This is a genomic window from Streptomyces xanthophaeus, from assembly GCF_030440515.1.
Classification (GTDB): domain Bacteria; phylum Actinomycetota; class Actinomycetes; order Streptomycetales; family Streptomycetaceae; genus Streptomyces; species Streptomyces kutzneri.
Genome location: NZ_CP076543.1, coordinates 4,964,116 through 4,989,945 on the forward strand (window position 1 = coordinate 4,964,116; position 25,830 = coordinate 4,989,945).

The 25,830-nt window shown below is 72.6% G+C and carries 20 protein-coding genes; 15 read left to right on the forward strand and 5 right to left on the reverse strand.

Going from position 1 to position 25,830, the window contains the following annotated elements:
- On the reverse strand, nucleotides 1-1,149 hold the full coding sequence (locus KO717_RS22060) for an FAD-dependent oxidoreductase (RefSeq protein ID WP_301370531.1): 1,149 nt from the start codon (nucleotides 1,147-1,149) through the stop codon (nucleotides 1-3).
- 105 nt (nucleotides 1,150-1,254) lie between these two features.
- Here KO717_RS22060 and KO717_RS22065 point away from each other — a divergent pair, with 105 nt between their 5' ends.
- The gene (locus KO717_RS22065) at nucleotides 1,255-1,812 is read left to right on the forward strand and encodes a TetR family transcriptional regulator (RefSeq protein ID WP_301370532.1); all 558 of its coding nucleotides are present in this window, start codon (nucleotides 1,255-1,257) and stop codon (nucleotides 1,810-1,812) included.
- A gap of 45 nt (nucleotides 1,813-1,857) precedes the next feature.
- On the opposite strand, the gene KO717_RS22070 is transcribed toward KO717_RS22065, so the two are convergent.
- Entirely contained in the window at nucleotides 1,858-3,228 is a 1,371-nt protein-coding gene (locus KO717_RS22070) for a diaminopimelate decarboxylase (protein WP_301370533.1), read from the reverse strand.
- 104 nt (nucleotides 3,229-3,332) lie between these two features.
- On the opposite strand from KO717_RS22070, the gene hutU reads away from it, so the two are divergent.
- The 8 genes from hutU to KO717_RS22110 all read left to right on the forward strand — a co-directional run bounded on the left by hutU (nucleotide 3,333) and on the right by KO717_RS22110 (nucleotide 13,105).
- Entirely contained in the window at nucleotides 3,333-4,997 is a 1,665-nt protein-coding gene (gene hutU, locus KO717_RS22075; RefSeq protein ID WP_030387024.1) for a urocanate hydratase, read from the forward strand.
- Nucleotides 4,998-5,008: 11 nt separating this feature from the next.
- The gene (locus tag KO717_RS22080; protein ID WP_301374663.1) at nucleotides 5,009-6,199 is read left to right on the forward strand and encodes an allantoate amidohydrolase; all 1,191 of its coding nucleotides are present in this window, start codon (nucleotides 5,009-5,011) and stop codon (nucleotides 6,197-6,199) included.
- Nucleotides 6,190-7,530, forward strand: a complete 1,341-nt coding sequence (locus KO717_RS22085; RefSeq protein WP_301370536.1) for a formimidoylglutamate deiminase — start codon at nucleotides 6,190-6,192, stop codon at nucleotides 7,528-7,530. Before KO717_RS22080 ends, KO717_RS22085 begins: the two co-directional genes overlap by 10 nt.
- Before the next feature lie 120 nt (nucleotides 7,531-7,650).
- Nucleotides 7,651-8,829, forward strand: coding sequence for an imidazolonepropionase (gene hutI, locus KO717_RS22090; RefSeq protein ID WP_301370538.1), 1,179 nt, complete (start codon nucleotides 7,651-7,653; stop codon nucleotides 8,827-8,829).
- Nucleotides 8,830-8,942: 113 nt separating this feature from the next.
- Entirely contained in the window at nucleotides 8,943-9,623 is a 681-nt protein-coding gene (locus KO717_RS22095) for an LPXTG cell wall anchor domain-containing protein (RefSeq protein ID WP_301370540.1), read from the forward strand.
- Nucleotides 9,624-9,639: 16 nt separating this feature from the next.
- Entirely contained in the window at nucleotides 9,640-10,683 is a 1,044-nt protein-coding gene (locus tag KO717_RS22100; protein ID WP_301370542.1) for a hypothetical protein, read from the forward strand.
- Nucleotides 10,680-11,798: a hypothetical protein gene (locus KO717_RS22105; protein ID WP_301370544.1), complete on the forward strand. Its 1,119-nt coding sequence runs from the start codon at nucleotides 10,680-10,682 to the stop codon at nucleotides 11,796-11,798. The genes KO717_RS22100 and KO717_RS22105 overlap by 4 nt, the downstream gene beginning before the upstream one ends.
- A 14-nt stretch (nucleotides 11,799-11,812) precedes the next feature.
- Entirely contained in the window at nucleotides 11,813-13,105 is a 1,293-nt protein-coding gene (locus KO717_RS22110; protein ID WP_301370546.1) for a hypothetical protein, read from the forward strand.
- A gap of 67 nt (nucleotides 13,106-13,172) precedes the next feature.
- Here KO717_RS22110 and KO717_RS22115 read toward each other — a convergent pair whose 3' ends face one another.
- Nucleotides 13,173-14,693 carry a peptide MFS transporter gene (locus tag KO717_RS22115; protein WP_301370547.1) on the reverse strand — a complete coding sequence of 507 codons (1,521 nt, stop codon included), beginning with the start codon at nucleotides 14,691-14,693 and terminating at the stop codon, nucleotides 13,173-13,175.
- Nucleotides 14,694-15,191: 498 nt separating this feature from the next.
- Here KO717_RS22115 and KO717_RS22120 point away from each other — a divergent pair, with 498 nt between their 5' ends.
- Nucleotides 15,192-15,869: a response regulator transcription factor gene (locus KO717_RS22120; protein WP_030724697.1), complete on the forward strand. Its 678-nt coding sequence runs from the start codon at nucleotides 15,192-15,194 to the stop codon at nucleotides 15,867-15,869.
- Nucleotides 15,870-15,906: 37 nt separating this feature from the next.
- Nucleotides 15,907-17,172 carry an ATP-binding protein gene (locus KO717_RS22125; protein ID WP_301370550.1) on the forward strand — a complete coding sequence of 422 codons (1,266 nt, stop codon included), beginning with the start codon at nucleotides 15,907-15,909 and terminating at the stop codon, nucleotides 17,170-17,172.
- A 189-nt stretch (nucleotides 17,173-17,361) separates the two neighbouring features.
- On the opposite strand, the gene KO717_RS22130 is transcribed toward KO717_RS22125, so the two are convergent.
- Nucleotides 17,362-17,898 (reverse strand): GtrA family protein, encoded by a 537-nt coding sequence (locus tag KO717_RS22130; protein WP_301370552.1) that lies wholly within the window; start codon nucleotides 17,896-17,898, stop codon nucleotides 17,362-17,364.
- Between the two features lie 186 nt (nucleotides 17,899-18,084).
- Here KO717_RS22130 and KO717_RS22135 point away from each other — a divergent pair, with 186 nt between their 5' ends.
- The 4 genes from KO717_RS22135 (at nucleotide 18,085) to KO717_RS22150 (ending at nucleotide 22,151) form a co-directional block, all read left to right on the forward strand.
- Nucleotides 18,085-19,224 carry a 5-(carboxyamino)imidazole ribonucleotide synthase gene (locus tag KO717_RS22135; RefSeq protein WP_367401537.1) on the forward strand — a complete coding sequence of 380 codons (1,140 nt, stop codon included), beginning with the start codon at nucleotides 18,085-18,087 and terminating at the stop codon, nucleotides 19,222-19,224.
- On the forward strand, nucleotides 19,221-19,757 hold the full coding sequence (purE, locus tag KO717_RS22140) for a 5-(carboxyamino)imidazole ribonucleotide mutase (RefSeq protein ID WP_301370556.1): 537 nt from the start codon (nucleotides 19,221-19,223) through the stop codon (nucleotides 19,755-19,757). The genes KO717_RS22135 and purE overlap by 4 nt, the downstream gene beginning before the upstream one ends.
- Complete coding sequence (locus tag KO717_RS22145; protein ID WP_301370558.1) at nucleotides 19,754-20,935, forward strand: dipeptidase; 1,182 nt, start codon at nucleotides 19,754-19,756, stop codon at nucleotides 20,933-20,935. Before purE ends, KO717_RS22145 begins: the two co-directional genes overlap by 4 nt.
- 142 nt (nucleotides 20,936-21,077) lie before the next feature.
- Nucleotides 21,078-22,151, forward strand: coding sequence for a membrane dipeptidase (locus tag KO717_RS22150; RefSeq protein ID WP_301370560.1), 1,074 nt, complete (start codon nucleotides 21,078-21,080; stop codon nucleotides 22,149-22,151).
- Nucleotides 22,152-22,384: 233 nt separating this feature from the next.
- Here the strand turns inward: KO717_RS22150 and KO717_RS22155 are convergent, their stop codons facing one another.
- Nucleotides 22,385-25,768 (reverse strand): Ig-like domain-containing protein, encoded by a 3,384-nt coding sequence (locus tag KO717_RS22155; RefSeq protein ID WP_301370562.1) that lies wholly within the window; start codon nucleotides 25,766-25,768, stop codon nucleotides 22,385-22,387.
- Nucleotides 25,769-25,830 lie beyond the last annotated feature (62 nt).

Consider the following 25,830-nt stretch of genomic DNA (forward strand, 5'->3'; position numbering starts at 1 on the left):
TCAGCGGTAGTTGAGCTCCGCCAGCTCGGTGGCGAGGCGGTCGCGCAGCGCCGGGATGCGGGCGAGCAGCGGCAGCAGGGCGTTGCGCGCGGCGCGCAGGACCGGGTTCCGGGTGGTCGCGGCCCGGGTCATCCGGTGCGTGAGGGCCACCACGCGCCGGGCGACGGGGCGCCGCCGGGCCTCGTAGCCGTCGAGGTCCCCGGTGGCCAGGGCGCGGCCGAGGGCGTAGCCGTCCTGGATGCCGGTGTTCATGCCCTGACCGCCGGCCGGGCTGTGCACATGGGCCGCGTCCCCGGCGAGCAGCAGCCGTCCGGCGCGGTACCGGTCGGCGACGCGGTGGTGGATCCGGAACCGGGAGGACCAGACGAGTTCGCGGACGGCGGCCCGGCCGGGGACGCGCTCGTCCATCAGGGCCCGGACGAAGGCGAGGTCCGGTTCGGCGGGGGCCTCGGCGACGGCGGCGACGATCCGGTAGTGCCCTGCGGGGAGCGGGGCGACCACGGTGGGCCCGTCGGCGCCGAAGGCGAGCGTGACCTCGTGCGGGCCCGGGGCCCAGTCCATGGCCACGTCGGCGAGGACGAAGGACTCTCCGTACGCGCTGCCCTCGAAGGCGATGCCGGCGGCCCCGCGGACCACGCTGTGCATCCCGTCGGCGCCGACTGCGTGGGCCGCGCGCAGGGTTTCGCCGGTGGCGGTGGTGAGGGTGACCCCGTCCGCGTCCTGGGTGACGGAGGTGACCTCGTAGGGGCGGTGGACGTCGCCGCCCAGGGCGCGCAGGCGCGCCAGGAGCACGGCCTCGGTCTCGTACTGGGGGACCATCAGCGCGTACGGGTGGGCCGTGGGCAGGCCGTCGAAGTCGATCGCGGCGAGCGGGCGGGCGCCGTCGCGGATCCGGAACCGGGAGACGCGGACGCCGCGGCCGATGAGGTCGCCGGAGAGGGCGCCGCTCGGGTCGAGCTCGTCGAGGACCTCCAGCGTGCGGGCGTGCACGACGGCGGCGCGGGAGGTGTTGGCGCCCTCGGTCTGCCGGTCGAGGAGGACGAAGTCGATGCCGGCCTCCGCCAGGGTCACGGCGAGGGCGAGGCCGGTGGGTCCGGCGCCGACGACGGCCACGTCCGTACGGGTCGGGAGTGCGGCGGTGCTGGTCATACGAGCCTCCTCCGTCAGGCCAACGCTTGTTGGCCAACAACTGTTGGTATGAGGGTGCGCCTGTTCCGCTGGTATGTCAACGCTTGTTGGCCTACGCTTGTTGGCATGACGGCGCGACGAACCTCGGACCTGACCAAGACGGCGATCCTGCGGGCGGCCCGGGAGCGCTTCGCCGCGCAGGGCTACGAGCGCACCACCATCCGCGCCGTCGCGGCGGACGCGGAGATCGACCCGTCGATGGTCATGCGCTACTTCGGCAGCAAGGAACAGCTCTTCGACGCCGCGCTCGCGGTGGACCTGCGCCTGCCCGACCTGGGCGCCGTGCCGCCCGGGGAGCTCCCGGCCGCCCTCGTGCGCCACTTCGTGGACCGGTGGGAGGGCGATCCGGCCGACGACGCCCTGCTGGTGCTGCTGCGCTCGGCGGTGACGAACGAGCAGGCCGCGGCCCGGATGCGGGAGGTGTTCGCGGCGCAGGTCGCCCCGGCGCTGGCGGCGGCCGTCGGCCCGGAGCGGGCCGCGGCCGCGGCGGGCCTGGTCTCCGCGCAGCTTCTGGGCCTGGCCCTGACCCGCTACCTCCTCCGGCTTCCCGCGGTGGTGGCCCTGACCCCCGAGGGCGTGGTCCAGGGCCTGGCCCCGGCGCTGGCGGCCACCCTTTGCGCCTGAGGGCCGGGGTCCGCGGCGGAGCCCCGGGGAGGCCCCGCGCAGCGGCTACAGCAGGGCGTCACCGTGGGTGCCGCCCGCTTCGGCCACGATCTCGGCGAGGCGCTGCGCCGGCCTGGCGAGGCGGAAGCGGACCTCGCCCTCCGGGTCCACCGTGAAGCCGTGGACCGCCGGGCGGGGCAGGCTGTTGTAGCCGTAGTGGGCCGTGAAGAAGTACGCGCCGGTGTCCGGGACGCCGATCAGGTCGCCGGGGGCGAGCCGGGGCAGCTCGCGGGCGGCCGCGAGCAGGTCCCCGGCGAAGCAGGCCGGGCCCGCGATGTCCTGGGCCACGGGGTCGCCGGTCTTCGGGGCGCCCTTCGCGTCGTAGGGCAGGATCCGCACCGGCCAGGCCGCCGGGGCGTACGCGGTGCGGGTCGCCACCTGGACCCCGGCGTGGGTGAGCGCGATCGGCCGGGACCCGCTGGTCTTGGTGTACTCGACCCGCGCCAGGACCAGGCCGTGCTTGGCCAGCAGGGACCGGCCGAACTCCGTGACCAGGCCGTACGAGCCGTCGAACAGGGCGGGGACCGCCTCGCGCAGGGCGGTCACGTACTGCGCGTGGGTGGGGGTCTCCTCGTCCGAGGCGAAGTTCACCGGCAGGCCGCCGCCGATGTCGAGGGTGTCGACCTGGCGCCGCCCGGCCGCCGCGTTGATCTCCTCGGCGAGCGCGTGCAGGTCCCGTACGCCTTCCGCGATCAGGGCCAGGGGTACGCCCTGGGAGCCCGAGTGGATGTGCAGGCGGGTCAGCCACGGCCGGTCCAGGTAGGCCCGTACGAGCCAGGCGCGGGCGCCGGGGTCGCGCAGGGCGATGCCGAACTTCGAGGTCGCGGTGGCCGTGGACAGGGCGTCGATGGCCCCGGCGCCGGTCTGCGGGTTGATCCTTAGGCCGATCGGGGCCGTCGGGGGCGTGGCCGCCCGGCCGACGAGCGCGTCGAGGCGTTCCAGCTCCTGGGGGTTGTCGGCGTTCACGGCGATGCCCAGGGCCAGGGCCTCGCGCAGCTCGGCCGGCGTCTTGGCGGGGGAGTCCAGGACGGTCCGGGCCGCGGGGACGCCCGCCGCCCGGGCCAGCGCCAGCTCCCCGGGGCTGGCCACCTCGCAGCCGAGCCCTGCGTCGGCGAGCAGCCGCAGGACCGGGACGAGCGGGGCGGCCTTGACGGCGAAGGCGTGCAGGACGGGGGTGCCGGGCGCGAGGGCGGCCGTGAAGGCGCCGGTGAGGGCGGCGGCGGAGGCCCGGATCCCGGCGACGTCCAGCAGGCAGGCCAGGGGCTCCGCGCCCTCGCCCCCGCCCACGAGGCCCTGCTCCACGGCGGCCCGTACGGCCAGGTCCCGGCGCTCGGCGGCGCTCGTGGCGCCGCCCTCGTCCTCCGCGTGTACAGCCATGCCGGCCATCCCATCATCCGACAGGGCCGGCCGCAGCTGTTGACTGAATCTATTCAGGGCGGGAGGATGTGAATAGATTGACCAACATCGGAGGAGGCACCGCCATGTCAGGACCCCGCCCCGTACGTGCCGCGCGAGGCACCGACCTCAGCACCCTGGGATGGCAGCAGGAGGCCGCCCTGCGGATGCTGCAGAACAACCTCGACCCCGAGGTCGCCGAGCACCCCGACAAGCTCGTCGTCTACGGCGGCACCGGCAAGGCCGCCCGCGACTGGCGCTCGTACGACGCGATGGTCCGCACCCTGCAGACCCTCAAGCAGGACGAGACGATGCTGGTCCAGTCCGGCCGCCCGGTCGGCGTGATGCAGACCCACGAGTGGGCGCCGCGCGTCCTGCTCGCCAACTCCAACCTCGTCGGCGACTGGGCCAACTGGGAGGAGTTCCGCCGTCTGGAGCACCTGGGCCTGACCATGTACGGCCAGATGACGGCCGGCTCGTGGATCTACATCGGCACCCAGGGCATCCTCCAGGGCACCTACGAGACCTTCGCCGCCGTCGCGGCCAAGAAGTTCAACGGCACCCTCGCGGGCACCATCACCCTCACCGCCGGCCTCGGCGGCATGGGCGGCGCCCAGCCGCTGGCCGTCACGATGAACGACGGCGTCGCGATCTGTATCGACGTCGACCCGCGCGCCATCGACCGCCGCATCGAGCACCGCTACCTGGACGTCAAGGCCGACAACCTGCGCCACGCCCTCCAGCTGGCCGTCGAGGCCCGTGACGCCCGCAAGCCGCTCTCCATCGGCCTCCTCGGCAACGCCGCCGAGCTGCTCCCGCAGATGCTGGCCGAGGGCGCGCCCATCGACATCGTGACCGACCAGACCTCGGCCCACGACCCGCTCGCGTACCTGCCCGTGGGCGTCGACTTCGACGACATGGCCTCCTACGCCGCCAAGGACCCGGCCGGCTTCACCACCCGTGCCCGCGAGTCCATGGCCAAGCACGTCGAGGCCATGGTCGGCTTCATGGACGCCGGCGCCGAGGTCTTCGACTACGGCAACTCCATCCGCGGCGAGGCCCAGCTGGCCGGCTACGACCGCGCCTTCGCCTTCCCCGGCTTCGTCCCCGCCTACATCCGCCCGCTGTTCTGCGAGGGCAAGGGCCCCTTCCGCTGGGCCGCCCTGTCCGGCGAGGCCTCGGACATCCACAAGACCGACAAGGCCATGCTGGAGCTCTTCCCGGAGAACGAGTCCCTGCACCGCTGGATCAAGATGGCCGGCGAGCGCGTCCACTTCCAGGGCCTGCCCGCGCGCATCTGCTGGCTCGGCTACGGCGAGCGCGACAAGGCCGGCGAGCGCTTCAACGAGATGGTCGCCGACGGCACCCTCGCCGCGCCGCTGGTCATCGGCCGCGACCACCTCGACTGCGGCTCGGTGGCCTCCCCGTACCGCGAGACCGAGGCCATGCTCGACGGCTCCGACGCGATCGCCGACTGGCCGCTGCTCAACGCCATGGTCAACGTGGCCTCCGGCGCCTCCTGGGTCTCCATCCACCACGGCGGCGGCGTCGGCATGGGCCGCTCCATCCACGCGGGCCAGGTCACGGTCGCCGACGGCACCCCGCTCGCCGGCGAGAAGATCCGCCGCGTCCTCACCAACGACCCGGGCATGGGCGTCATCCGTCACGTCGACGCCGGCTACGACATCGCCGAGTCGGTCGCCGACGAGCGCGGCGTCCGCGTCCCCATGCGTGAGGGCGACGACGCGTGACCTTCCACGACATGTGGGCCGAGCTCGCGCCCATCGGCCGCGACGCCGGCACCGGCGGGTACCGCCGGTACGCCTGGAGCGGGGCCGACGCCGACTGCCGGACCTGGTTCCAGGAGCAGGCCGAGGCGCGCGGGCTCACGTACGAGACCGACCGCAACGGCAACCAGTGGGCCTGGCTCGGCGACCCCCTCGCGGGGGACGCCGTGGTCACCGGCTCGCACCTGGACTCCGTCCCCGACGGCGGGGCCTTCGACGGCCCCCTCGGCGTGGTGTCCTCCTTCGCGGCCCTGGACGAGCTCCGCAGCAGGGGCGCGGAGTTCTCCAGGCCGCTGGCCATCACCAACTTCGGTGACGAGGAGGGCGCCCGCTTCGGGCTCGCCTGCGTCGGCTCCCGGCTCGCCGCCGGACAGCTGACCAAGGACAAGGCGTACGAGCTGCGCGACGCCGAGGGCATCTCCCTGCCCCAGGCCATGGAGGCCGCCGGATACGACCCCGAGGCCATCGGGGCCGACCCCGAACGCCTCGGCCGTATCGGCGCCTTCGTCGAGCTGCACGTGGAACAGGGCCGCGCCCTGGACCTGTCCGGGGACCGGGTCGGCATCGCCTCCGCCATCTGGCCGCACGGCCGCTGGCGGTTCGACTTCCGCGGCGAGGCCAACCACGCCGGCACCACCCGGCTGGTCGACCGCCGCGACCCGATGCTCACCTACGCGGCGACCGTGCTGGCCGCCCGTACGGAGGCGGCCCTCGCCGGGGCCGTCGCCACCTTCGGGAAGATCTCGGTCGAGCCCAACGGGGTCAACGCCATCCCCTCGCTCGTGCGCGGCTGGCTCGACTCCCGGGCCGCCGACCAGGCCACCCTCGACACGGTCGTCACGGCCATCGAGAAGGCCGCCCGCGAGCGCGCCGACCAGGACGGCATCGATCTCGGCATCGTCCGGGAGTCCTTCACCCCGGTCGTCGAGTTCGAGCACGCCCTGCGCGACGAGATGAACCGGATCCTGGGCGGTTCGGTCCCCGTCCTCGGGACCGGGGCGGGACACGACGCCGGAATCCTCTCCGCCGCCGTCCCGACCGCCATGCTGTTCGTGCGGAACCCGACCGGCGTCTCCCACTCCCCGCGGGAGTTCGCCGCCGAGGACGACTGCGTGGCCGGTGTCCTCGCCCTCGCCGACGTACTGGAAGGCCTGGCATGTCGTTGACGACGTACTGGCTGGAGCACGCCTGGCTCGGCACCCATGTCGAGCCGGGCGTGGCCCTGGAGGTAACCGCAGACGGGCGGATCGGCGCCCTGCGCACCGGGGTCGAGACCCCGCCGCCCGGCGCCGAGGTGCTGCGCGGCCTCACCCTCCCCGGGCTGGCCAACGCGCACAGCCACGCCTTCCACCGGGCCCTGCGCGGCACGGTCCAGGTCGGCTCCGGCACCTTCTGGACCTGGCGCGACCTGATGTACAAGGTCGCCCAGAACCTCACCCCCGACAGCTACTTCGCGCTCGCCCGCGCCGTCTACGCCGAGATGGCGCTGGCCGGCATCACGAACGTCGGCGAGTTCCACTACGTCCACCACGCGCCCGGCGGCGCCGCGTACGCCGACCCGAACGCGATGGGCGAGGCCCTGATCGAGGCCGCCGCCGCGGCCGGCATCCGGATCACGCTCCTGGACACCGCGTACCTGTCCTCGGGCTTCGGCGAGGCACCCAACAGCCACCAGCTGCGCTTCTCCGACGGCACCGCCGAGGCCTGGGCCGAGCGCGCGAGTGCCCTCAAACCCCGTGAGCACGCCCTGATCGGCGCCGCGATCCACTCGGTCCGCGCGGTCCCCGCAGCCGAACTGGCCACCGTGGCCGGCTGGGCCGAGGAGCGCCGGGCGCCCCTGCACGTCCACCTCTCGGAGCAGACCGCGGAGAACGACGCCTGCCAGGCAGCCCACGGACGCACGCCGACCCAGCTGCTGGCCGACCACGGCGTGCTCGGCCCGCGCACCACCGGCGTCCACAACACGCACCTCACCGACACGGACATCGCCCTCCTCGGCGGGACCACCACCGGCACCTGCATGTGCCCCACCACCGAACGCGACCTCGCGGACGGCATCGGCCCGGCGACCCGCCTCCAGCACGCGGGCAGCCCGCTGTCCCTGGGCAGCGACAGCCACGCCGTGATCGACCTGCTCGAAGAGGCCCGCGCGATGGAGCTGAACGAGCGCCTGCGCAGCCGGACCCGGGGCCACTGGACGGCGAACGCCCTGCTCGCCGCCGCCACCGAGGACGGCCACGCCGCTCTCGGGCGCCCCGACGCGGGCCGCCTGGAGGCGGGCGCGCTCGCGGACTTCACCACGATCGCGCTGGACTCCGTCCGCACGGCGGGCCCGCCGGCGCGGCTGGGTGCCGAGACGGCGGTGTTCGCCGCCACCGCCGCCGACGTCCGCCACACGGTCGTGGCCGGCCGCCACGTGGTCCGCGACGGCCACCACACCCTGGTCGGCGACGTCCCGACGGCCCTGTCCGAGTCCATCGCGGCCCTGCGCCGCTGACCGTTTCCTGGGGCACCGCCCCAGACCCCGCGCCTCAAACGCCGGCGGGGCTGTATTTCAGCCCGTCCGGCGTTTGAGGACCGGGTCCGGGCAGAGCCCGGTGCTCTGAGAGGAACCCCCATGACCACGACCGCCATCACCAACATCGGCAGCCTCGTCACCAACGACCCCTCCGTCGGCGACGGAAGCCCCCTCGGCCTGATCGAGAACGCCGCCGTCGTCATCGACGGCGACAAGGTCGCCTGGGTCGGCCCCGCCGCCGACGCGCCGGCCGCGGACGAGAGCTTCGACGCGCAGGGACGGGCCGTCATCCCCGGCTTCGTCGACTCCCACTCCCACCTCGTCTTCGCCGGTGACCGCACCCAGGAGTTCAACGCCCGGATGTCCGGCCGCGCCTACTCCGCCGGCGGCATCCGCACCACCGTCGCCGCCACCCGCGCCGCCACCGACGCGGAGCTGGAAGCGGGCCTGGTGCGGCACCTCGACGAGGCCCGCCGCCAGGGCACCACCACCTTCGAGACCAAGTCCGGCTACGGCCTCACCGTCGCCGACGAGGCCCGCGCCCTGCGGATCGCCGCCGCGCACACCGAGGAGGTCACCTACCTCGGCGCGCACATCGTCTCCCCCGACTACGCCGAGGACCCGGCCGGCTACGTCGACCTCGTCACCGGCGAGATGCTGGCGGCCTGCGCCCCGTACGCCCGCTGGGTGGACGTCTTCTGCGAGAAGGGCGCCTTCGACGGCGACCAGGCCCGCGCGATCCTCACCGCCGGCGCCGCCGCCGGGCTGATCCCCCGCGTGCACGCCAACCAGCTCTCCTACGGGCCCGGTGTCCAGCTCGCCGTCGAGCTCGAAGCGGCCTCCGCCGACCACTGCACCCACCTCACCGACGCCGACGTGGACGCCCTCGCGCAGGCGGCCGGCACCACCGTCGCGACCCTGCTGCCCGGCGCCGAGTTCTCCACGCGCGCCCAGTGGCCCGACGCCCGGCGCCTGATCGACGCGGGCGCCACCGTCGCCCTGTCCACGGACTGCAACCCCGGCTCCTCCTACACGAGTTCGATGCCGTTCTGCATCGCGCTCGCCGTCCGTGACATGCGGATGACCCCTGACGAGGCCCTCTGGTCGGCCACCGCCGGCGGCGCCCGCGCCCTGCGCCGCGAGGACATCGGCCTCGTGGCCCCGGGGGCCCGCGCCGATCTGGCCCTGCTGGACGCCCCGAGCCATGTCCACCTCGCCTACCGGCCGGGCGTACCGCTCGTTTCCGGGGTCTGGCAGCGGGGCCGCCGCGTGCACTGACGAACGGTCAATCCCGGGTTGTCCTTTGTCTTCCCTCCGTAAGCGCCCGGGCTTACCTTGAGCCACCGATCTGATGTGTCGTCAGTTTTCTGTGGCCCGAGGGGAAGACGAAGGTGTCCGACCGCAAACGCTCCACCGCGCTCGCGCTGGCCTCCGCGCTGGCCGGATCGGCGGTGCTGTTCACCGCCCCCGCGGCCCATGCCGCAGTCGTCGACGTCGCCTACGACTGCAAGACCCCGATCGGGGACAAGTCGGCGGTGTCGCCCATCGACATCAAGGCCGTCAAGGAGGGCGACGGCTACAAGCTGACGATGTCCTTCCAGAAGGGCGTCTCGTCCAGCCCCATCGAACTCGGCAAGGGTGCGATGAACCCCAGCGCCGTCATCCTCGTCGACGGCGCCGAGAAGGTGTCCGTACCGGTCTCGGGCCCGCCCAACCCGGAGGCCGTGCCCCCGGACACACCCATCAAGATCACCGACCTCTCGGGCACGTACACGCCCAAGAAGAGCGGCAAGGTCACCTTCACCGCCGGGGTGCTCACCATCATGGCGATGAGCACCACGACGACCTGCACCCCCGGCAACAGCCCGAAGCCCTCCCTGGAGCTGGACGTCACGGCGCCCGGCGGCGGCGGGAACACGCAGTCCGGCGCCGACACCACCGGCGACACCCTCCCGCAGACCGGGCCCACCGATTCCGCCCTGGCCCTCGGCACCCTCGGCGGCACCGTGCTGCTCTCCGGCGCCGTCGGCGTGCTCTGGCTGACCCGGCGCGGCCGGCGGGCCGGGTCCTGAACGGAGCACCCCGGTCATGCCCGTGCTCCCCGCCCTGAGGCGCGCCGCCGCCGTCCTCCTGCTCGCCGCCACCACGCTGTACGCGGCCCCCGCGCGCCCCGCGGCCGCCGACGAACCGGGCTGGACCGCCGAGCCCGCCGCCGGAGCGGCGGCCACCGTCCGCCCGTACTTCTACCTGGCCGGTGCCCCCGGCACCGTGCTGGAGGACCGCCTCGCCCTGGCCAACACCACCGACCAGGAGCGCACCGTCTCGCTGCGCGGCGCCGACGCCTACAACACGGCCGACGGCGCCTTCGCGGTCCGCCCGGCGGCACCCGGGACCGGGGCCACCGGCGCCACCAGGGCCACCGGCGCCACCGGGGCCGGCTCCTGGATCAGCTTCGGGGCCGCCACCACCGTGAAGGTCCCGCCCCGCACCCGTGCCGTGGTCCCCTTCACCCTCACCGTGCCGCCCGCGTCCCCGCCGGGCGACCACCCCGCCGCCGTGATCGCCACCGAGGGCGGCCACGAGGTCGGCGTACGGGTCCACCTGCGGGTCGGCGGCCCCACCCTGGCCGCCCTCACGGTCGAGGACGTCGCCGTACGGGGCCGCGGCCCGGCCACCGTCATCGCCTACACCCTCGTCAACCGCGGCAACGTGGCCCTCGTCCCCGAGCTCCGGATCCGCGCCGAGGCCCTCGTCGGCGAGGTGTCCGACCCGCCCCGCGGCCGCACCCTGCCGGTGGAACTGCTGCCCGGCCAGCGGGTGGAGCTCACCGAGCCCTGGCCCGGCGCCCCGGCCCTCGACCGGGTCCGCGTCACCCTCACCGTGACCGCCCCCGGCGGCGCCCGCGCGGTGGCCACCGGCTCGCGCTGGCTCGTCCCCCGGGGCCTGGCCGGCTGGACCGGGGCCGGCCTGCTCGGCCTCGGCGCGGCCACCGCCGCCGTGCTGTACCTCGTACGCCGCCGACGGCCCGTACCGGGACCGGGACCGGGATCGCACCCGGCGCCGGACGCGCCGTCCGCGGCCGGACCGGCGACCCCTGCACCGCACCACGAACTGACGGGAGCCGCCAGGTGAGAAGAGTCGGAGCCCTGCTGGCCGCGGGGCTGGCGGTGTGCGCCCTCGCCCTGTTCCCCACGGGCCCGGCCGCCGCCGCCGAGGGCAAGCCGGCCGTGGCGCTCTCGCTCCAGGAGGCCGCCAAGGGCACCGGGATCACCGTCACCGGTACCGGCTGGCCGGCCAGGACGCTGGTGATGCTGCTGGTCTGCGGCCAGAACATGATCGGCGGCACCAACAGCTGCGCCAACGCCGACGGCGCCGCCGTCTCGGTCGCCGCCGACGGGAGCTTCACCGGCCGGCTGCCCGTGGTGGCACCGCCCAAGCCGTGCCCCTGCATCGTCAACGTCACCTCCGTCAACGGCGACCAGTCCACCGTCGCGACCCCCCTGAAGATCACCGACCACCCGGTCGCCGAGCTGCCCGCCGAATCCGGCACGGGCCGCCTCGCGGTGCTCACCGGGGTCCGGCTGGAGGGCGAGGACGGGGTGCTGACCTGGTTCGGCGCCCCGCCCTCCCGGAAGTTCAAGGTCACCGTCGGCAATCTCGGCCCGGTCCCGGTCAAGGATCCGGTCTTCCAGCTCGGCACCGCGCACGGAGTGTTCGCCCCGCTGTGGGAGGAGGCCCGCTGGAAGGGCACCATCCCGCCCGGCGGCAAGGCGGAGATCGCGCTCGACGCGGGCCTCGCCGCCGGCGCCCACGGCGACTACACGATCTCCCTCAAGTACGGCGAGACCGTGCTGGCGACGCAGCCCTGGGGCGTGGACCGCCCGTACGGGGTGCTGCTCTTCTGGGGCCTGCTCCTGCTGGTGATCCCCGCCGCGGTCTTCCGCATCGGCATGGCGATCGTCGACCGGGTGCGGCCGCGCGCCGCGCCCGCCGCCGGCCGCCACCGCGGTACGGGTCCCCTGGACACGACCGCCGCCGCGGCCGCGGCGCCGGCCTCCGCCGTGACGGCCCGGCTGCCGCGGATCGGGGCCCTGCGGCCCCCTGGGCCGGACCCGGGACCCGACCGCACGGACCCCCAGACCACCACGGCGGTCCTGCCGTGGTTCACCCCGGACAGCGCGCCGGGCACAGCACCACAGGCGTCCGCACCGTCTGAGAACCGTTCGACGACGAAGGGACATTCGTGAAAACCCAACGGAGGGTGAGCGCGGCCGTGATCGCGCTGCTGCTCGGCGGCGCCGGTATCGCCATCGGAGCCACTCCCGCCCAGGCCGCGGAGACCAAGTTCAACGTCAAGTGCGTACCCCCGGCCGGGGGCGGCAGTCCGGTGGAGGGGGAGACCACCGCCAAGGTCACCGCACCCGCCTCGGCGAAGGTCGGCGACGAGGTCGACGTGTCCTGGGAGACGGTGAAGCCGGCCTCGAACAACACGGACCTGATGGACATCCCGCAGGACGCGGTCCAGCCCACCGGCTGGATCACCGTGGGCGGCGGTGGCGGTGAGCTGAAGGTCGTCGGGGAGAAGAAGAACCCGCCGATCCCGAAGAAGGCGCCCATGGTGATGTCCGTGATGAAGGGCAAGCTGAAACTCGCCAAGGCCGGGAAGATCACGCTGACCCCCGGCAAGTACGACGTGGCCGTCACCTTCTCCTTCGGCACGTTCGTCACCAAGTGCGCCCCGACCGGCAGCGTGGGCGTCGGGGCCACCATCGACGTGGCGGCCGGCTCCACCGGCGGTACGACGACAGGCGGTACGACGACCGGTGGTACCACCACCGGCGGTTCCACGACCACGGGCGGTTCCACGACCACCGGCGGCTCGACGACCACCTCGGGCGGCTCCGCCTCCGGCGGCGGGGGCGGCCAGACCGACTTCCCGGGCAAGGCGGTCGAGGTGGCCTTCGACTGCGGGCCGGTCGTCCCGGGGGGCATCAAGACCCCGGTCACGATCAACGCGAAGAAGAACGGCGGCAGCTACGACCTGACGGTCAAGACCGCCAAGGGCGCGATGGCGGCGCCCATGGCCCTGCCCGCGGGGGCGCTCAAGCCCTCGATGGACGTGAAGCTCGGCGGGGCGGACAGCGGCACGGTCAAGGTCTCCGGCCCGGCCAACGCGGAGCCCATCCCGGACAAGGCCCCGGTCAGCCTCAGCGACATGACCGGCACCTACAAGCCCGGCAAGAGCGGCAAGGTGACGCTCAGCCCGGACCAGCTGACGATCGACGTCACGATGGCCCCCGGCGCCACCCCGATCAACGTCCCCTGCAAGGCGACGAGCAGCGGGGTCTCGCTGGAACTGGACACCGCCGCCCAGCCGGGCGGCTCCGGTTCCTCCACGGCCTCCGGCAGCACCACCTCGGGCGGCCTCGCCGAGACCGGCGCGGAGGACGAGGGCGGCATCAAGGCCCTGGCCCTGGTCGCCGGCACGGTGATCCTGCTCGGCGGCGCGGTGTTCACCTTCACCCCGTGGCGCCGCCTGCGCGGCACCCGCTGACACGCGAAGCGGCCCGGCACACCTTCCGGTGTGCCGGGCCGCTTCGTCGTACAGGGGCGCGAAAGCGTCAGCCCATGCCGCCCATCAGGGCGTTGACCTTCTTGCGGTACATGAAGATCGCGAGGCCGGCGAGCGTCGCGGCGACCGCCTGGAAGAGGATGACCCCGACGCCGTTCAGCTGCACGTCGGCCAGACCCATCAGACCGGTGATGCAGTCACCGGCGGTGACGGCCAGGAACCAGACGCCCATCATCTGGGAGCCGTACTTCTGCGGCGCCATCTTCGTGGTGACCGACAGGCCGACCGGGGAGAGGCACAGCTCGGCGAGCGTGTGCATCAGGAAGATGAGCACCAGCCACCACATGGTGACCTTGGTGTCGTTGCCGGCGGTCTGGCTCAGCGGGAGGGCGAAGACGAAGAACGAGGCGCCGACGATGACCAGGGCCACCGAGAACTTCACGATGGTGCTGGGCTCGCGGTTGCGGCGGGCCAGCGCCACCCAGGCGGCGGCGAAGACCGGGGCCAGGGCCACCACGAAGAGCGGGTTCAGCGACTGGAAGATGGTGGTCGGGACTTCCCAGCCGAACAGGGCGCGCTCGGAGTTCTTGTCACCGAAGAGCGAGAGCGTCGAACCGCCCTGGTCGTAGATCATCCAGAACACGGCGGCGGCCACGAAGAACCAGATGTAGGCGCTCATCCGGGTCTGCTCGACGGCGGACAGGTCCTTGTCCCGCTTGATGCGGACGAGGACGGCGACCGGGATGAGCAGACCGGCGATGGTGATCGGGTACAGCGCCCACTTGATGGTGAACATGTCCGCGGCGACCACGGCGCCGTAGAAGACGACGACGGCGGCCAGGACGGCCAGGGCCTTGACGATCACGGCCTTGCGCTCGACCGCGCTCAGCGGGTTCGGGACGATGCTGCTCTGCGGGCTCAGGGTGCGGCCGGCGAGCAGGTAGACCACCAGGCCGACGGCCATGCCGACGGCGGCCAGCGCGAAGCCGAGGTGCCAGTTCACGGTCTCGCCGACGATGCCGATGCCGACCGGTGCGAGGAGGGCACCCACGTTGATGCCGATGTAGAAGATCGTGAAGCCGCTGTCACGGCGCGGGTCGTCCACACCCCGGTACAGGTGGCCGACCATCGTGGAGATGTTGGCCTTCAGCAGACCGGAGCCGACCGCGACCAGCAGCAGACCGACGAAGAACGCGATCTGGCCGGGCAGCGCGAGCGACACGTGGCCCGCCATGATCACGACACCGGCGATGGCGACCGTCTTGCGGGCGCCCCAGACACGGTCACCGAACCAGCCGCCGGGCATGGCCATGAGGTAGACCATGGCCACGTAGACGGAGTAGATCGCCGTGGCCGTCGCCGCAGTGAAGCCGAGGCCGCCACCCTGGCTGCCGGTCGCGGCGTCGACACCGCCGGAGACCAAGTACAGGACGAGAAGCGCACGCATGCCGTAGTAGGAGAAGCGCTCCCACATCTCGGTCATGAACAGCGTGGCCAGGCCGATCGGGTGGCCGAGGAGGGTCTTCTCGTGAGCGGGGCTCGGAGAAGCCGTCGTCAGGCTGGAAGCCATGGTCGATCCTTGCTTGCTCGGGACGCATCGGCTTCGTGAGCTCATCCGCGCCCGGTGGGGGGTGGCCGGCAACCGGCGGACGGATCTCCCACCCCACGCCTCGGGGCCCGCCCCACGGGGGTGGGGGCGGCAGGACATCCGTAACCGGGATCCACGCCCTCCCGCGCATCATCACGCGAGGGGCCCGGCCAACAGGTCATTCACTGTCGTCAAGACGGGCCGGGCCGGCCCCCCAGAGGGCCGTCCGTCCGGTTCAGGACAGAAATAGAGACCTTTGCGCTGCTTTTCGGCACAAAGGTCCCTGAGGTATTGCATCAGGCGTCTCGCCACCATACGACACGACACTGCGGCATATGAAAGGACTTGAGAGATGGATCACAAGGCGCGCCGGGAACCGTTCGACCATATTCGAAGGCGCTTAGTAGTTCATAAGCCCAGATAGAGAGGGGTCTTCCCACGGGCCTCTGCTTTCAGCCGCCGCGGACTACCATCACCCACATGACGCGTGTACTGCTCGCCGAGGACGACGCATCCATCTCGGAGCCCCTGGCCCGCGCCCTGCGCCGGGAGGGGTACGAGGTCGAGGTCCGGGAGGACGGCCCCACCGCCCTGGACGCGGGACTGCAGGGCGGCGTCGATCTCGTCGTCCTCGACCTGGGACTGCCGGGTATGGACGGCCTGGAGGTCGCCCGCCGGCTGCGCGCCGAGGGCCATGGCTTCCCGATCCTGGTCCTCACCGCCCGGGCGGACGAGGTCGACACGGTCGTCGGCCTCGACGCCGGCGCCGACGACTACGTGACCAAGCCCTTCCGCCTGGCCGAACTGCTCGCCCGGGTCCGGGCCCTGCTCCGGCGCGGTGCCACCGAGGCCCTGCAGCCCCCCGCCACCCACGGCGTGCGGATCGACGTCGAATCGCACCGGGCCTGGATGGGGGAGGAGGAGCTCCAGCTCACCGCCAAGGAGTTCGACCTGCTGCGGGTCCTGGTCCGCGACGCGGGCCGGGTCGTCACCCGCGACCAGCTCATGCGCGAGGTCTGGGACACCACCTGGTGGTCCTCCACCAAGACCCTCGACATGCACATCTCCTGGCTGCGCAAGAAGCTGGGCGACGACGCCGCCAACCCCCGCTACATCGCCACCGTGCGCGGCGTCGGGTTCCGCTTCGAGAAGAGCTGACCGCCTCCTCCTCCCCACCTGGGGCATGCTCTAGGGCATGCGCCGCCGCCTCATCAATTCCACGCTCGCCGTGGTGCTCGTCGTGATCGCCGTCTTCGGGGTCTCCCTCGTCATCGTGGAGACCCGGACCATCACCAGCAGCGCCCAGGACCGCATCGAGTCCGAGGCGCTGCGGCTCGTGGGCATCGTCGAGGCGAACGTCCTGGAGAAGAAGCCGATCGACCCCGTGGCCCTCGGCGAGCAGCTGGACGCCGGCCACCACGCGCGGATCACCGTCCCCGGCCAGCCGGCCGTCGACGTGGGCGCCCCGATCCCCGACAGTGTGATCCGCGGCACCGCCCGCGGGGAGCAGGGCGAGGTCGTGGTCGTCGAGGAGTCCCGCTCCACCGTGACCCGCGAGGTCGGCCGGACCCTGGCCGTCGTCGGCGCGGTGGCCCTGCTGGCCGTCGTGGCGGCCGTCCTGCTCGCCGTACGGCAGGCCAACCGGCTGGCCTCCCCGCTCACCGACCTGGCCGAGACGGCGGAGCGGCTCGGATCGGGCGACCCGCGGCCCCGGCACAAGCGGTACGGGGTCCCCGAGCTGGACCGGGTCGCGGACGTGCTGGATTCCAGCGCCGAGCGGATCGGCCGGATGCTGACAGCCGAGCGGCGCCTGGCCGCGGACGCCTCCCACCAGCTGCGCACCCCGCTCACCGCGCTCTCCATGCGGCTGGAGGAGATCACCGTCACCGACGACCTGGCGACCGTCCGGGAGGAGGCGACGATCGCCCTGACCCAGGTGGAGCGGCTCACGGACGTGGTGCAGCGGCTGCTCACGAACTCGCGGGACCCGCGGACGGGCTCGGCGGTCCCCTTCGACCTGGACGAGGTCGTCAAGCAGCAGGTCGAGGAGTGGCGGCCGGCCTACCGCAGCGCGGGCCGGGCCATCGTGCGCTCCGGACGGCAGGGCGTACGGGCCGTCGGCACCCCGGGCGCGGTCTCGCAGGTCCTGGCCACCCTGGTGGAGAACGCCCTGATGCACGGCGGCGGCACGGTCGCGCTGCGCACCCGGGTGATCGGCAACCAGGCGGTGCTGGAGGTCACGGACGAGGGACCGGGCGTCCCGCCGGACCTCGGCAACCGGATCTTCGAGCGGGCCATCAGCGGCCGCAACTCCACCGGGATCGGCCTCGCGGTGGCCCGGGACCTCGCGGAGGCGGACGGCGGCCGCCTGGAACTGCTCCAGACGCAGCCGCCGGTGTTCGCGCTGTTCCTCAGCCGGACGGCGCCGGAACGGGCCGAACCGCAGGCCACGGTCCGCTAGGGGGTGTCTTGCCGATCATGCCGGGCTCGCGGGGCCTGGTGCCGCGCCTCGCCGCGTTGTCCTCGGTCGGCGACGCTCCGCGTCGCCTCCCTCGTCCGCCTTGCGATCCACGGCACCAGGCCCCGCTCCCTGATCCGGCCTGATCGACAAGACACCCCCTAGGCCGTACACGGCCCAGGACGGCTTGTCCTAGTTGTTCGCGGGTGCCGGCTCGGGGACCGGATCCGGCCTGCGGTCCGGCTTCGGCAGGGGCGCCGGCTCCGGCATCGGCTCGGCCGGCTCCTCCGGCGCGGGCAGGGCCTTGAAGACCCACGTCCGGTACGACCAGAAGCGGAACACCGTGGCGGTCCCGATGCCGATGAACTTGAACACATTGCTGGCGACCGGGCCGTCCCAGCCGAACCCGTAGGTGGCGGTGTAGAGGACACCGCTCTCGATGACCAGGCCGATGCCGCTGAAGGCGGCGAACAGGACGAGCTCGCGGGTGCGGCCGCTCTTGGCGCGGTCCCGGTAGGTGAAGTAGCGGAAGCCGATGTAGTTCGTGGCGATGGCCACGACGGTGGCTATCACGCTCGCGCGCACCACCTGCAGGTCGGTGGTGTTGCGGATCAGGTTGAAGACGCCCAGGTTGACCAGGACACCCAGACCGCCGACCGCCCCGAACTTGGCCACCTCTCGTACGAGGCCGCGTACACGTTCGACGACAGATCCGCCAGGCGTGCTCATCAGTAGGTCAGTCCTGTCGGTCACCGCCCGCTTACGGGGCGTCCGGTGTTCTCCGTCAACCCACCCATGCTAAGTGTCCCCCCTGCGCTCCGTCTGTGCCTTCCAGCACCCTGCGACGCACGGCACACGGGCGGATCGGGCCAGGGCACGTCCGGATGGCGGAATACCGGCGGATACCCTGGAGGAGTGACGTTCCCGGTAGTCGGTATGGTCGGCGGCGGCCAGCTCGCCCGCATGACCCACGAGGCGGGCATCCCCCTCGGCATCAGATTCAAGCTCCTCAGTGACACCCCGCAGGACTCGGCGGCCCAGGTCGTGAGCGATGTCGTCATCGGCGACTATCGCGACCTGGAGACGTTGCGCGCCTTCGCGCGCGGCTGTGACGTGATCACCTTCGACCACGAGCATGTACCCATGGAGCACCTTCGGGCCCTGGAAGCGGACGGCATCCCCGTCCGCCCGGGGCCCGACGCTTTGGTGCACGCCCAGGACAAGGGGGTGATGCGCGCCAAGCTCGACGAGATCGGCGCGCCCAGCCCCCGCCACCGGATCGTGAGCGATCCGGACGACGTGGCCGCCTTCGCGGAAGAGGTGGGCGGCTTCCCCGTCATCCTCAAGACCGTGCGGGGCGGGTACGACGGCAAGGGGGTGTGGTTCGTCCGCACGCCCGAGGACGCGGCGGCCCCCTTCAAGGCGGGCGTCCCGGTCCTCGCGGAGGAGAAGGTCGATTTCGTCCGCGAGCTCGCGGCGAACATCGTCCGCTCCCCGCACGGCCAGGCGGTGGCCTACCCCGTCGTCGAGTCCCGTCAGGTGGACGGCGTCTGCGACACGGTGATCGCCCCGGCCCCGGACCTCTCGGAGGCCCTCGCCGGCGAGGCCCAGACCCTCGCCCTGCGCATCGCCAAGGAACTCGGCGTGACCGGCCACCTGGCCGTGGAACTGTTCGAGACCACCGACGGCCGGATCCTGGTCAACGAACTGGCGATGCGCCCGCACAACAGCGGCCACTGGACCCAGGACGGCGCCGTCACCTCCCAGTTCGCCAACCACGTGCGCGCGGTCCTGGACCTCCCGCTGGGCGACCCGCGCCCCCGCGCCAGGTGGACGGTCATGGCGAACGTGCTGGGTGGGGACTACCCCGACATGTACGCGGCGTACCTGCACTGCATGGCGCACGACCCCCAGCTGAAGATCCACATGTACGGCAAGGACGTGAAACACGGTCGCAAGGTCGGCCACGTCAACACCTACGGCGACGACCTGGACGATGTGCTGGAGCGCGCACGCCACGCTGCCGACTACCTCAGAGGAACGGTCACCGCATGAGCACCACCTCCGCAGCCCCCGTCATCGGCATCGTCATGGGCTCCGACTCGGACTGGCCCGTCATGGAGGCGGCCGCCCAGGCCCTGGACGAGTTCGAGATCCCCTACGAGGTCGACGTCGTGTCCGCCCACCGGATGCCGCGCGAGATGATCGCGTACGGGGAGCGGGCCGCCGACCGCGGGCTGAAGGCGATCATCGCGGGCGCGGGCGGAGCCGCCCACCTGCCCGGCATGCTCGCCTCGGTCACCCCGCTGCCGGTCATCGGTGTGCCCGTGCCGCTGAAGTACCTCGACGGCATGGACTCGCTGATGTCGATCGTCCAGATGCCGGCCGGAATCCCCGTCGCCACCGTCTCGATCGCCGGGGCGCGCAACGCGGGCCTGCTGGCCGTACGGATGCTGGCCGCCCACGACACGGAGCTGCTGGCCCGCATGAACGACTTCCTGCAGGAGCTCAACGACCAGGCCACCGAGAAGGGCAAGCGGCTGCGCACGAAGGTCGCGAGCGCGGAGTCCTTCGGGTTCGGCAAGTGAGCGCGGCGCAGCGTCTGGACGAGGCGCGCGAGCTGTTGGCCGAACACCCCGTCGTGGACGGCCACAACGACCTGCCCTGGGCGCTGCGCGAGCAGGTGCGCTACGACCTGGCGCGCCGGGACATCGCGGGCGACCAGTCCGCCCACCTGCACACCGACATCCCCCGGCTGCGCGCCGGAGGGGTCGGCGCCCAGTTCTGGTCCGTCTACGTGCGTTCCGACTACGCCGGTGACGAGGCGGTCAGCGCCACCCTGGAGCAGATCGACGTCGTCTCCCAGCTGATCGACCGTTATCCCGGAGACCTCGTACGGGCGCTGACGGCGGACGACATGGAGGCGGCCCGCGCCGACGGCCGGATCGCCTCGCTGATGGGTGCCGAGGGCGGCCACTCCATCAACAACTCGCTGGCCACCCTGCGCGCCCTGCACCAGCTGGGCGTGCGGTACATGACGCTCACGCACAACGACACGATCGACTGGGCGGACTCGGCCACCGACGAGCCCCGGCACGGCGGTCTGACCGACTTCGGCCGCGAGGTCGTCCGCGAGATGAACCGCGTCGGCATGCTGGTGGACCTCTCGCACGTCGCGGCGACGACGATGCGGGACGCGATCGAGGTGTCGGCCGCTCCGGTGGTCTTCTCGCACTCCTCGGCCCGGGCGGTCTGCGACCACCCGCGCAACATTCCCGACGACGTGCTGGCGATGCTGCCGGCCAACGGCGGGGTGGCGATGGCCACCTTCGTACCGAAGTTCATCCTTCCGGCGGCCGTCGAGTGGACCCTGGCCGCCGACGAGAACCTGCGGGCGCACGGTCTCCACCACCTGGACACCACCCCCGAGGCGATGGCCCTGCACCGGGCCTTCGAGAAGGCGCGCCCGCGCCCGGTGGCCACGGCCGCGACGGTGGCCGACCACCTGGACCACATGCGCGAGGTGGCCGGCATCGACCACATCGGCATCGGCGGGGACTACGACGGCACGGCCTTCACCCCGTCCGGCCTGGACGACGTGGCGGGCTACCCGAACCTCGTCGCCGAGCTGCTCACGCGCGGCTGGTCCAAGGCCGACCTGGCGAAGCTGACCTGGACCAACGCGGTACGCGTGCTGCGCGACGCGGAGTCGGTGGCCCGCGACCTGTCGGCCTCCCGGGGCCCGTCGAACGCGGTGCTCCGGTAGCGGACGCGGTGCCCGGCGGGCGCGGTGACAGGGTGTGACCTGCGGGTTCACCCGAACGCTGCGTCCGCCGGGCGGCCCTGGGCTCCCGCGTGTCACGGTGGCACCATCTCTCCCTGCTGCCGCCGAGACCGGAGCCAATGCCATGGCCGACCTGCAGGATGAACCCCACTCCGTGGGCATCGGAGCCGAAGACCTCCCCGCACCCGCGGTAGCGGTGGCGGCGGGCGCCCTCGACCGGGCCGTCGCGCTGCTGGCCGTCCATCCCGTGGCCGACGGGTGCAACACCCTGGTCTGGACCCTGCACCAGAGTCCGTACCACGACATCGAAACCTCGGACACGGGCGTGGACACCGACATCCCGCGGCTGCGTGCCGGGGGAGTGGGGGCCCAGTTCTGGTCCCTGCTCGTGCCGTCGGCGCGGGCGCGCGAGGACGCCTCCGGCGACCAGGTGCTCTCCGAGACCCTGGACCAGATCGACACGGCGCTGACCCTGATGCGCCGTTACCCCGACAGCCTGTGCCTGGCCCTCAGCGCCGACGATCTGGCGGACGCCCGCAACCGGGGCCGCATCGCGTCCTTCCTGGGCCCGGTGCCGGGCCGCACGCTGACCGACTCCCTGGGCGCGCTGCGCGCCTTCCACGCGCTGGGCGTACGGATCCTCGCGCCCGCGGGAGCGCCCTGGGCGCAGGAGGAGCTGACGGCCTTCGGCCACGAGGTGGTCCGCGAGGCGAACCGGCTGGCGATCCTGCTGGACCTCACGGGCTGCCCGCCGGCGGTCGCCTGCCGGCTCGCGGGGGCCTCCAAGGCCCCGGTGATCATCTCGAACACGGCGGCGGCGTCGCTGAACCCGCATCCGGGCAATGTGACCGACGAGGTCCTGGCCGCACTACGGGAGGCCAACGGCCTGGCGATGGTCACCTTCGACACCGCGCGCACCGGGGACTCCCTGCACGCGGTGGCGGACCACCTGGACCACGTACGGGCGATCGCGGGCCCGCACGGCGTCGGACTCGGCGCCACCTTCGGCACCGGACCGGGCCACCCCCGCCCGACGGGCCTGACCGACCCCTCGGGCTATCCGCGGCTGATCGCGGAGCTGCTGGAGCGCGGCTGGCCGGAGTCCGAGGTGGCCCTGCTGACCTGGGGCAACGCCCAGCGTGTCCTGCGCGACGCGGAATTCACCGCCCGCGCCGCCCACCACAGGCAGGGCGCCTAGGGGGTGTCTTGCCGATCATGCCGGGCTCGCGGGGCCTGGTGCCGCGCCTCGCCGCGTTGTCCTCGGTCGGCGACGCTCCGCGTCGCCTCCCTCGTCCGCCTTGCGATCCACGGCACCAGGCTCCGCTCCCTGATCCGGCCTGATCGACAAGACACCCCCTAGGACCACCACGATGCCCGGACGCACCGCGCCCCGTCCCGGTGATCCGGGACGGGGCGCGGCTCCTGATGTTCCTAGGGCTTCCCGCCGTGGGGGCCGGGCCTGTCTCCTCGGCCCTCGTGCCCGTGCTCGACCTTGAGGTTCTCGATCTCGGCGAAGTCGATACGGGTCCTGGCCTCGGTCGTCTTCGGATACTTGACGAAGACCGACCCCTTGCCCGCCTTCTCGTCGTACTCCTCGTACAGCACGGCCTCGGGCGAGCCGCCGCGCACGATCAGCGCGTCGCCCTTGGGGGGACCGACCTTGCTGGGGGGACCTCCGTCGACGGACAGCTGGGCGTCGGCCGTGTCCTTGACCGTGAGGTCCACCGTGTCCGCGCCGCCGCGTGAGAGGACACCGATCCGCTCGGTCTCGCCGGTGGTGATCCTGAGGCCGAGCAGCGGCGTCAGGGCCGGGGTGCGGAGCATCGGCAGGGCCTCGACCCGGAGCGTGGTGAACACGTCCACAACACCGCGGATCAGGTCCTGCCGCGTGGTGCCCACGATCGAGACCTCGTCGTCGCCGCCGTCGGGGCTGACCAGGACATCGCCCACCACGTGGGAGAAGTTCAGCACCTGGGCGGAGTTGGAGCGCACCAGCCGCCCGCTGTCGCTGCCGGTCGGGGTGAAGGTCAGCTGCTCGTCGGCCGTCCCGCCCTGAACGGTCACGCCGTGACCGTTCGCGTCCAGGTTCACCACGGGGATCCCGCGGATGCCGACGAAGCCGCCCGGGATGCCGGGGTAGCCCGTCACGGTCTCCTGGCCGACGTGGACGAGCAGATCCGTGGTCGCGCCCGTGAGGGTGAGCGAGTGCTGGGCGATGGTCACGGCGAGCGACGGCGATGCCGGGCTCACGTTGCCGGCAAGGTCCTCCAGCCCCACGGCGAAGTCGTACTTCCCGTCGTCGAGCGCGGCGCTGACGACCTCGTACGTGCCGCCCGAGGTGACGGTGTCCTTGCCGACCACGGTCGGGCCGGCGGTCCCCGCCGGATCCGCGGTCAGCCGCACCAGGGCGTTGGGCTCGGCCGACGGGTCCTGGAAGGCGGGCTTGCCGATCGTCGTGATGTTGTCGATGTCGTTGCCGCCGGTGTCGCTCGACGCGAGCAGGTCCGGGGCTGCCGGACGGGCGGGGGCCGTGGTGTCGAGCGTGACCAGCAGCCGGTGTGCGCTCTGCGCACCCGAGCCGACGACGTGGGAGACGCCGGCGGCCTGCGGGTCGTCGGACGGGTCGACGATCACCACCTCGGCGGTGATCTGGTTCTCCCCCTCCACCAGGACGGGGTCCAGCTGGATCCGGTACAGCCCCGGCTTCGTGACCGGGTTCACCGGCTGTGCGAAGCCGACGGGTTCCCCGTCGCGCGCCACGGCCACCTTGTAGCCGGGGGCGTCGTCCGCGAGCGTGGCCGTCGCGTTCTGCGGGGACAGCGCGATGCCCGCGGCCCGCAGCTCCGAGTCGTCGACCCGGAGGAAGAGCTCCGGTCCGGCGATCCGGGTGACGTCGTCGTTGTCGAAGCGGCCCGAATCGGACCCGCGCGCCAGATCGAGCCCGAAGGGCTCGGGGGCCGCGCGGTTGACGACGCGGAGGTCGTACGTGGCCTGCGCCGGATCGGTCGGCGAGGCGTCACCCGGCCGGGTCGGGTCGGCGATGCCGGCGTCGCTGACCGCGACGAAGTACGGCTCGTCCTTGACGACGGGGAGGGCGAGCCGGCTGGTCGAACTGCCGGGCCTGGTCGTGGCGACGGTTCCGGTGGCGACCTTGTTGCCGAACTTGTCGTACGCGCGGACCTGAAGCCCGGAGATCACCTCGTTGAAGGCGATCTCGGTCTGCAGGTGCCCGGTGCGGCGGGGTTCGATCCGGAAGAAGTCGACGTCGGTCGGGCTGTGCAGGGTGAGCCGCGGCTTCGTGACCCTGTTGTCCGTGCCGAGCGCGGTGGCGACGGCGGTGTCGATCGAGTCGTTCGGCTCGAAGGTGTCGGCGAAGGCCCCGAGCAGCGAGAACGTGTCGTAGTAGGTGGTCTGGGCGCCCTGGGCCGGGTTGGTGCCCGCCGGCGGCGTGGCGTTGCCGGTCCACGTCGCGTAGCCGATCCCGTCGACGGCCCACACACCGTTGTACTCGCCGATGCGCAGGGTCTGCTGGGCGGACGCGGTCACGGTGCCGCAGTTCGTGTTGTTCCCGAAACGGCACCGGGCGTTCAGGTCGGGGTCGAAGGCGGCGTCGCTGATCCTGAAGTCCTGCGACCAGGTCGCTCCGCCGTCCCGGCTCGTCGTCCCGTAGAGATCCAGCAGGAAGTTGTTGTTCCCGTTCGGCCCGGTGCCGCCGTTGCGCCTGCCGCTGCGGGTGTCGTACCAGTGGGCGACGATGTTGCCGTCCTGGTCGATGTGCGCGGTGGGCATGACGGCGAGGGTCTGCCCCGGTCCGTGATCGATCCTGGCGGGCGCGGCGAAGGTGACGCCGTTGTCCGTGGAGCGGGCGATGCGGACGTCGCCGTCGTCGCCGTTCCCGAAGTTGTTGTCCGGGTCGTCGTTGGCAACGACGTAGACGTTGCCGGGCCGGGCGGGGTCGGGCAGTACCCAGGGCTGCATCGAGCCCTGGAGCCAGAAGTCCGTGCCGGGAATGTCGCCCGCGCCGTTCTGCACGTTGCAGGAGACGCTCGCCTCTCCGGCCGTGAACGCCGTGGTGCTCGGCGGGACGGGGCCGTTGGCGAAGTCGGCTCCGCCCGAGCCGTCACGCAGGACCTGCACGGTGCCCTGGGTGGCCACACCGTCGGTCCCCTCGTTGCAGATGTTGGCGTGGTAGGCGACGTAGAGGTCACCGTTCGGGCCGACGGCCGCGTGCGAGGGCCAGCTGTTCCCGTCCGCGGCGACGGACAGGACGTTCGGCGTCGACCACATGGTGCCGCCGTTGACGGACCGGGAGAACTGGATCTGCCACGGGGCGCCGAGGTTCGACCAGACGACGTAGAGGTTGTCCCGGTAGGGGCTGGTGGGGTTGGTGTCGGCCACCAGCCACTGCTTGTCCTGGTTGTTCGGGCTGTTCCCGCTCACCTGGACGGGGGTGTACGTCTGGTTCCCCGCCGTCGTCAGGTCGTTGATCCGGGCGACCCCGACCCCGAAGCGGCCCGCGGTGGTGTTGAAGCTCGTCGAAAGGTGGGTGACGAACAGCCGCCCCTGCGAGTCGAAGGCGAGGGACGGGTCTCCGGAACAGGGGACGGTCGTCGTCCGCGTGACCGGGAAGCCGTCCTTGCCGAAGTTGTTGTCGATGCGGACCGTGCATCCCCGCATGACGGCCACCTGTGACGGTCTGCGGGGATTGGCCGCGGCGTTGTGCGGCTCGAAGCCCGTCTCGAGCGCCTGGTCGTCGCCGGCGTGAGCGGGCGGCGCGGCTCCGACGAACAGAAGACCCTGCAACACGAGGAGCATGCTGCCGACCATGGTGAGGACGCGCCGTTGAACTCGGCTGTTCAGCATGCGACCCCTCGGGT

Excerpts from the sequence above, each read along its gene's own strand:
- KO717_RS22060 (WP_301370531.1), bottom strand. The coding sequence starts at position 1,149 with ATGACCAGCACCGCCGCACTCCCGACCCGTACGGACGTGGCCGTCGTC.
- KO717_RS22065 (WP_301370532.1), top strand. The coding sequence starts at position 1,255 with ATGACGGCGCGACGAACCTCGGACCTGACCAAGACGGCGATCCTGCGG.
- KO717_RS22070 (WP_301370533.1), bottom strand. The coding sequence starts at position 3,228 with ATGGCTGTACACGCGGAGGACGAGGGCGGCGCCACGAGCGCCGCCGAG.
- hutU (WP_030387024.1), top strand. The coding sequence starts at position 3,333 with ATGTCAGGACCCCGCCCCGTACGTGCCGCGCGAGGCACCGACCTCAGC.
- KO717_RS22080 (WP_301374663.1), top strand. The coding sequence starts at position 5,009 with ATGTGGGCCGAGCTCGCGCCCATCGGCCGCGACGCCGGCACCGGCGGG.
- KO717_RS22085 (WP_301370536.1), top strand. The coding sequence starts at position 6,190 with ATGTCGTTGACGACGTACTGGCTGGAGCACGCCTGGCTCGGCACCCAT.
- hutI (WP_301370538.1), top strand. The coding sequence starts at position 7,651 with ATGACCACGACCGCCATCACCAACATCGGCAGCCTCGTCACCAACGAC.
- KO717_RS22100 (WP_301370542.1), top strand. The coding sequence starts at position 9,640 with ATGCCCGTGCTCCCCGCCCTGAGGCGCGCCGCCGCCGTCCTCCTGCTC.
- KO717_RS22115 (WP_301370547.1), bottom strand. The coding sequence starts at position 14,693 with ATGGCTTCCAGCCTGACGACGGCTTCTCCGAGCCCCGCTCACGAGAAG.
- KO717_RS22120 (WP_030724697.1), top strand. The coding sequence starts at position 15,192 with ATGACGCGTGTACTGCTCGCCGAGGACGACGCATCCATCTCGGAGCCC.
- KO717_RS22125 (WP_301370550.1), top strand. The coding sequence starts at position 15,907 with ATGCGCCGCCGCCTCATCAATTCCACGCTCGCCGTGGTGCTCGTCGTG.
- KO717_RS22130 (WP_301370552.1), bottom strand. The coding sequence starts at position 17,898 with ATGAGCACGCCTGGCGGATCTGTCGTCGAACGTGTACGCGGCCTCGTA.
- purE (WP_301370556.1), top strand. The coding sequence starts at position 19,221 with ATGAGCACCACCTCCGCAGCCCCCGTCATCGGCATCGTCATGGGCTCC.
- KO717_RS22150 (WP_301370560.1), top strand. The coding sequence starts at position 21,078 with ATGGCCGACCTGCAGGATGAACCCCACTCCGTGGGCATCGGAGCCGAA.
- KO717_RS22155 (WP_301370562.1), bottom strand. The coding sequence starts at position 25,768 with ATGCTCCTCGTGTTGCAGGGTCTTCTGTTCGTCGGAGCCGCGCCGCCC.